This window comes from Kitasatospora sp. NPDC024654 (assembly GCF_055559155.1).
This window is the reverse complement of sequence record NZ_JBVHLF010000166.1, coordinates 1-7,094: the sequence shown is the minus strand read 5'-3', so window position 1 is coordinate 7,094 and position 7,094 is coordinate 1. Positions and strand designations below refer to the sequence as shown.

The following is a 7,094-nucleotide window of genomic DNA, read 5'->3' as shown; positions in this document are numbered from 1 at the left end:
AGGCCTGGGTGCGCGGCGTCCCGGTCGACTGGCAGTCCTTCCTGACCCACGAGGGCACTCGCCGGGTGGACCTCCCCACCTACGCCTTCCACCGCGAGCGGTACTGGCTGGAGTCGGACGGAACGGTCGCGGCGGTCGAGGCTCCGGTCGACGCGGTGGACGCCCGCTTCTGGGAGGCCGTCGAGAGCGGTGACCTGGAGGTCCTGTCCGCGACCCTCGACCTGGACGGAGACCAGCCGCTGAGTTCGGTGCTCCCCGCGCTGTCGGCCTGGCGCCGGCAGAGCCGCGAGCAGAACACGGTGGACGCCTGGCGCTACCGCGACAGCTGGAAGCCGGTCACCGAGGCCGCTTCGGGCGTGCTCTCGGGGACCTGGCTGGTGGTGGTTCCCGCCGGCGCCGCCGAGGACCCGACCGTGTCGGGCACGCTGACGATGCTGGCCGGCCGTGGTGTGGAGGCCCGCCAGGTCGAGCTGGAGGTCACCGACCGTGCGGTGGTGGCCGAGCTGCTGAGTGCGGCGCTGGATGCCACCGCCGCTGTCTCCGGTGTGCTGTGGCTGCCGGTGACCGACGGGGATCCGGCGCTTACCGCGACTCTGGTGCAGGCGCTGGGTGACGCGGGTGTCGTCGCGCCGCTGTGGTGCGTGACGCGCGGTGCGGTGTCGACGGGCCGGTCCGACCGGCTGGTGAACCCCGCACAGGCGCGGGTGTGGGGTCTGGGCCGGGTGGTGGCTCTGGAGCACCCGGAGCGTTGGGGGGGTCTGGTCGACCTGCCGGAGACGATCGACGACCGGGTTCTCTCGCGCCTGGCGAGTGTGCTGGCGGGCGTCGCGGGTGAGGATCAGGTCGCGGTCCGGGCGTCGGGTGTCTTCGGTCGTCGTCTGGTCCGGGCGTCGCGTGGCGAGGCGGTCGCGTGGCGGCCGTCCGGCACGGTGCTGGTGACCGGTGGTACGGGTGCGCTGGGTGCCGAGGTGTCGCGTTGGCTGGTGCGCAACGGTGCCGAGCACCTGCTGCTGACCAGCCGGCGTGGCCTGGACGCGCCCGGTGCTGCTGAACTGCGTGATGAGCTGGCCGAGTTGGGTGCTGTCGTCACGGTCGCGGCGTGCGATGTGGCCGACCGTGCGGCGCTGGCCGCGCTGCTGGCCGAGCACCCGGTGTCGGCGGTGTTCCACACCGCCGGTGTGCTGGACGACGGTGTGGTGGACGGTCAGACCGTCGAGCGCTTCGCCGCCGTGGCCCGTCCGAAGGTGGACGCGGCCCGCAACCTGCACGAACTCACCCACGACCTGTCCGCGTTCGTCCTCTTCTCCTCGATGGCGGGTTCGGTCGGCAGCGCCGGCCAGGCCAACTACGCCGCCGCCAACGCCTACCTGGACGCGCTGGCCGAGCAGCGCCGGGCCGACGGCCTGGCCGCCACCTCGATCGCCTGGGGTGCCTGGGCCGAGTCGGGCCTGGCGACCGAGGAGCTGATCGCCGACCGGCTGCGCCGTGACGGTGTGGTCGGCATGGCCCCGGCACTCGCCATCACCGCGATGCAGCAGGCCCTGGACCACGGCGACGTCGCCCTGACGATCGCCGACGTCGACTGGGACCGGCTCGCCGCCGAGTTCGCCGCCGTCCGCCCGAGCCGCCTCTTCGACGAGGTCCCGGAGGTCCAGCGGCTCCGCGCGGCGGCCGCCGAATCGCGGACCGAGGGCGCCACGGCCGACGCCGGCTCCTCGCTGGCGCAGCGCCTCGCGGGGCTGTCGCGGGTCGAACAGGGTCGTGCGCTGCTGGATCTGGTGCGGGCGCAGGTGGCGGCCGTGCTGGGTTACGCCGACGCGACCGCGGTCGAGGGCGGCCGGGCGTTCAAGGAGCTGGGCTTCGACTCGCTGACCGCTGTCGACCTGCGCAATCGTCTCAACGCGGCGACCGGTCTGCGGTTGTCGGCGACTCTGGTCTTCGACTACCCGTCGGCGACCGCGCTCGCCGATCACCTGCGCACCGAACTGCTCGGCCACCAGCCGGTGGCCGGGACGTCCCTGCCCACGGTCGCCGTGGCGGACGACGAGCCGATCGCCATCGTCGCGATGAGCTGCCGTTTCCCCGGCGGGGTGACCTCGCCCGAGGAGCTGTGGCAGCTGCTCGTCGCGGGCGGTGACGCGGTCGTGGACTTCCCGACCGACCGTGGCTGGGACCTCGACTCGCTCTTCGACGACGACCCCGAGCAGCTCGGCAAGGTCTACACCCGCAAGGGCGCGTTCCTCCAGGACGCGACCCGGTTCGACTCCGCGTTCTTCGGCATCAGCCCGCGTGAGGCGACCACCATGGACCCGCAGCAGCGGCTGCTGCTGGAGACCTCGTGGGAGGTCTTCGAGCGGGCCGGCATCGACCCGGCCACGCTGCGCGGCAGCCAGGCGGGCGTCTTCATCGGCACCAACGGCCAGGACTACATCTCGCTGCTGGCCGACGGCCAGGAGGGGATCGAGGGCCACCGGTTGACCGGTACGGCGACCAGTGTGATCTCCGGCCGGCTCTCCTACACCTTCGGGCTGGAGGGCCCGGCGGTGTCGGTGGACACCGCGTGCTCGGCGTCGTTGGTCGCGCTGCACATGGCGGTGCAGGCGCTGCGCAACGGCGAGTGCTCGCTGGCGCTGGCCGGTGGTGTGACGGTGATGTCCACGCCGGACCTGTTCATCGAGTTCAGCCGCCAGCGCGGGCTGTCGGTGGACGGCCGCTGCAAGGCGTTCGCCGGTGCCGCGGACGGCACCGGCTGGGGCGAGGGCGCGGGCATGCTGCTCGTCGAGCGGCTCTCCGACGCCCGCCGCAACGGGCACCCGATCCTCGCCGTCGTTCGCGGCAGCGCCGTCAACCAGGACGGTGCGAGCAACGGTCTGACCGCCCCGAACGGCCCGTCCCAGCAGCGGGTGATCCGCCAGGCGCTGGCCTCGGCCGGGCTGACGGCCGACCAGATCGACGCGGTCGAGGCGCACGGGACGGGCACCCGGCTCGGCGACCCGATCGAGGCGCAGGCGCTGCTGGCCACCTACGGCCAGGAGCGGCCGGAGGGCCGTCCGCTGCTGCTCGGCGCGGTGAAGTCGAACATCGGGCACACCCAGGCCGCGGCCGGCGTGGCCGGTGTGATCAAGATGGTCATGGCGATGCGGCACGGTGTGCTGCCGAAGACGCTGCACGTGGACGAGCCCACCCCGCACGTCGACTGGTCGGCGGGCGCGGTCGAGCTGCTGACCGAGGCGACCGAGTGGCCGCGGACCGGTGCGCCGCGCCGGGTCGGCATCTCGGCCTTCGGTGTGAGCGGGACCAACGCGCACACCATCCTGGAGCAGGCGCCGGAGCTCGCGGAGCAGCCGGCCGTCGAGGCGTCGGTGTCGCCGTCGGTGCTGCCGGTGGTGCTCTCCGCGAAGAACGACAGCGCCCTGCGGGCCCAGGCGCGGGAGCTGCTCTCCCACGTCGAGGCCGACGCCGAGCCGCGCCTCGCGGATCTCGGCTACTCGCTGGCGACGACGCGCGCGGCCTTCGAGCAGCGCGCCGCGATCGTCGCGGGTGAGCGGGCGGCGTTGCTGGCCGGGCTGGCGGCGCTGGCCGCGGGTGAGTCGGCGACGGGTGTGGTGCGGGGCTCGGTGGTCGAGGGCCGGGTGGCGTTCCTGTTCACCGGTCAGGGCAGCCAGCGGCTGGGGATGGGCGCTGAACTCTACGGCGCGTTCCCGGTGTTCGCGGATGCGCTGGACGGGGTGTCCGCGCACCTGGACCAGCACCTTGAGCGGCCGCTGCGCGAGGTGGTGTTCGCCGCCGAGGGCGAGTCGATCCACGAGACCGGCTTCACGCAGCCGGCGCTGTTCGCGGTCGAGGTGGCGCTGTTCCGGCTCGTCGAGTCGTGGGGCCTGCGGGCGGACTTCCTGGCGGGGCACTCGATCGGTGAGATCGCGGCCGCGCATGTGGCGGGTGTGCTGTCGCTGGCGGATGCGGCGAAGCTGGTGGTGGCGCGTGGTCGGTTGATGCAGGCGCTGCCGTCCGGTGGTGCGATGGTGGCGGTGCGGGCGGCCGAGGGCGAGGTGCTGCCGCTGCTGGCCGGTCGCGGGGCCGAGTTGGGTCTCGCGGCGGTCAACGGGCCGTCCTCGGTGGTGCTTTCGGGCGCCGAGGCGGCCGTCCTGGAGGTCGCGGGCGAGCTGGCCGAGCAGGGTCGCAAGACAAAGCGGCTGACGGTGAGCCACGCGTTCCACTCGCCGCTGATGGACCCGATGTTGGAGGAGTTCCGGGCCGTCGCGGAGTCGTTGGAGTTCCACGCCCCGCGGATCCCGATCGTCTCGACCCTCGACCGGTCCGCCGACCTGACCACCCCGGACTACTGGGTGCGCCACGTCCGTGAGGCGGTGCGCTTCCTCGACGCCGTGCGGGCCCTCGAGGGTGAGGGTGTCCGGACGTTCGTGGAGCTGGGTCCGGACGGGGTGCTCTCCGCGATGGGCCAGGACTGTGCCGGCACGGAGGACGTCGCGTTCGCGCCGGTGCTGCGCGCCGACCGTCCCGAGGTCCGCACGCTGACCACGGCCCTCGCCCAGGCCCACGTGCGCGGTGTCGCGGTGGACTGGTCGGCCGTCTTCGCGGGCACCGGTGCCCGCCGGATCGACCTGCCCACCTACCCCTTCCAGCGCCAGCACTACTGGCCCGAGCGACTGCCCGCCGGCACGGGCGACGTCACGGCCGTCGGCTTCGCGGTGGCCGACCATCCGCTGCTCGGCGCGGCGGTCTCGCTCGCCGCGGCGGACGGGTTCCTGTTCACCGGCCGGCTGTCGGTGCGGTCGCACCCGTGGCTGGCGGACCACGCCGTGATGGGTTCGGTGCTGCTGCCGGGCACGGCCTTCGTCGAGCTGGCCGTCCGAGCCGGTGACCAGGTCGGTTGTGCGGTGCTGGAGGAGCTGACGCTGGAGGCGCCGCTCGTCCTGCCCGAGCACGGCGCCGTCCAGGTGCAGCTCTCGGTGGAGGCCGCCGACGAGTCGGGCCGCCGCGCGGTGAGCCTGCACTCGCGGCTGGAGGACGCGCTCGCCGAAGACTCGTGGACCCGGCACGCCACCGGTGTGCTCGCACCCGGCACGCGTGCCGAGGAGCCGTCGTTCGAGCTGACCGAGTGGCCGCCGGCGGGTGCGGTCGAGGTCGACGTGACGGACCTCTACGAGCGGCTGGCCGCCGCCGGCTTCGGTTACGGCCCGGTCTTCCAGGGCCTGCGTGGTGCCTGGCGCCTGGGCGAGGACGTCTGCGCCGAGGTCCGGCTGCCGGAGGCCGCGCACGGCGACGCCGCGCTGTTCGGCCTGCACCCGGCGCTGCTGGACGCCGCGCTGCACGCGGTCGGTATCGGCGACATGCTGGACGAGAACGGCGGCGGGCGACTCCCGTTCGCCTGGAACGGGGTGACCCTGCACGCGGCCGGAGCGGCGGCGGTGCGGGTGCGGATGTCCCCGGCGGGCCGCGACACGGTCTCGCTGGTGCTCGCGGACGAGTCGGGCCGGCCGGTGGCCTCGGTCGACTCGCTGGCGATGCGCGAGGTCTCCGAGGAGCAGGTGCGCGCCGCCCGTGGCGGGTTCACGGACTCGCTGTTCCGGGTGGAGTGGGTCACGCTGCCGGTGCCGTCGGCGCCGGCAGCGGGCTGGGCGGCGTTGGGCGAGGACGTGCTCGGCTCGGGCGCCGAGGCGTTCGCCGACCTGGCGGCGCTCGGTGCGGCGGTGGACGGCGGTCTGACCGCCCCCGACGCGGTGTTGCTGACCCTGGACGCCGCCGACGCCGCCGACCCGGCCGAGGCGGTCCGGGCCGCGCTGCACGGGGTGCTCGCCGTGGTCCAGGACTGGCTGGCGGACGCGCGGTTCGCCGCCTCCCGGCTGGTCCTGGTGACCCATGGCGCGGTGGCCGCCGACGAGGCCGGGCCGCAGGATCTGGCGCACGCGCCGGTGTGGGGCCTGCTGCGCTCCGCGCAGTCCGAGAACCCGGGCCGGTTCGTCCTGGTGGACCTGGACGGCCAGGACGCCTCGCTCCGCGCGCTGCCCGGGGCCGTGGCCTGCGGGGAGCCGGAGTTGGCGATCCGCGCGGGTGAGGTCCGGGTGCCGCGGCTGGCGCGGGTGGCCGCGACCGTCGAGGCGGCACCGGTGTTCGATCCGAGCGGTACGGTGCTGGTGACCGGTGCGTCGGGCATGCTCGGCGCGCTGGTGGCCCGTCACCTGGTGGCCGAGCACGGGGTGCGGAGCCTGCTGCTGGTCTCGCGGCGTGGCGCGGACGCGCCGGGTGCGGCCGAACTGGTCGCCGAGCTGGGCGCGTCGGGTGCTTCGGTGACGGTCGCGGCCTGCGACGTCGCGGACCGGGAGGCGCTGGCGGGTGTGCTGGCAGCCGTGCCGGCGGAGTGCCCGCTGACCGGTGTGGTGCACACGGCGGGTGTGTTGGACGACGGGATCGTCTCCTCGCTCACGCCGGAGCGGCTCGACACGGTGTTGCGTCCGAAGCTGGACGCGGCGCTCAACCTGCACGAACTCACCGAGAACCTCTCGGCGTTCATCCTGTTCTCCTCGGCCGCCGGCACCTTCGGTGGTCTCGGCCAGGGCAACTACGCGGCCGCCAATGTCTTCCTGGACGCGCTGGCACGGCAGCGTCGGGCCCAGGGCCTGCCGGCGACCTCCCTCGCCTGGGGGGCCTGGGCGAACGGCGGAATGATCGGCAGCCTCGCCGAGGTGGACGTCCAGCGGATGAGCCGCGGCGGCGTCCAGGGCATGGCCGCCGACGAGGGCCTGGCGCTGTTCGACGCCGCCTGCGCCGCGGATGCCGCCATGCTCGTGCCGATGCGGCTCGACCTGGCCGCGCTGCGTGCCGAGGCCGTGGCGGGCACCCTGCCGCCGCTGCTGCGCGGACTGGTGCGAGGGCCGGCGCGGCGTGCCGTCGAGGCCGGCCGGTCGGGGACGGCTGCCGGTTCCTCCCTGGTGCGCACGCTCAGCGCGCTGCCGGCGGGGGAGCGGGAGGCCGCGCTGGTCGACCTGGTGTGCGGTCGGGTGGCGGCGGTGCTGGGTTACGCGGACGCGACCGCGGTCGAGGGCGGCCGGGCGTTCAAGGAGCTGGGCTTCGAC

At 74.4% G+C, this 7,094-nt stretch carries 1 protein-coding gene; it reads left to right on the top strand.

Features of this window, described 5'->3' with window-relative positions:
* On the top strand, positions 1 to 7,094 hold a 7,094-nt coding region (locus tag ACZ38L_RS37735), incomplete at both ends, for an SDR family NAD(P)-dependent oxidoreductase (RefSeq protein WP_465702338.1).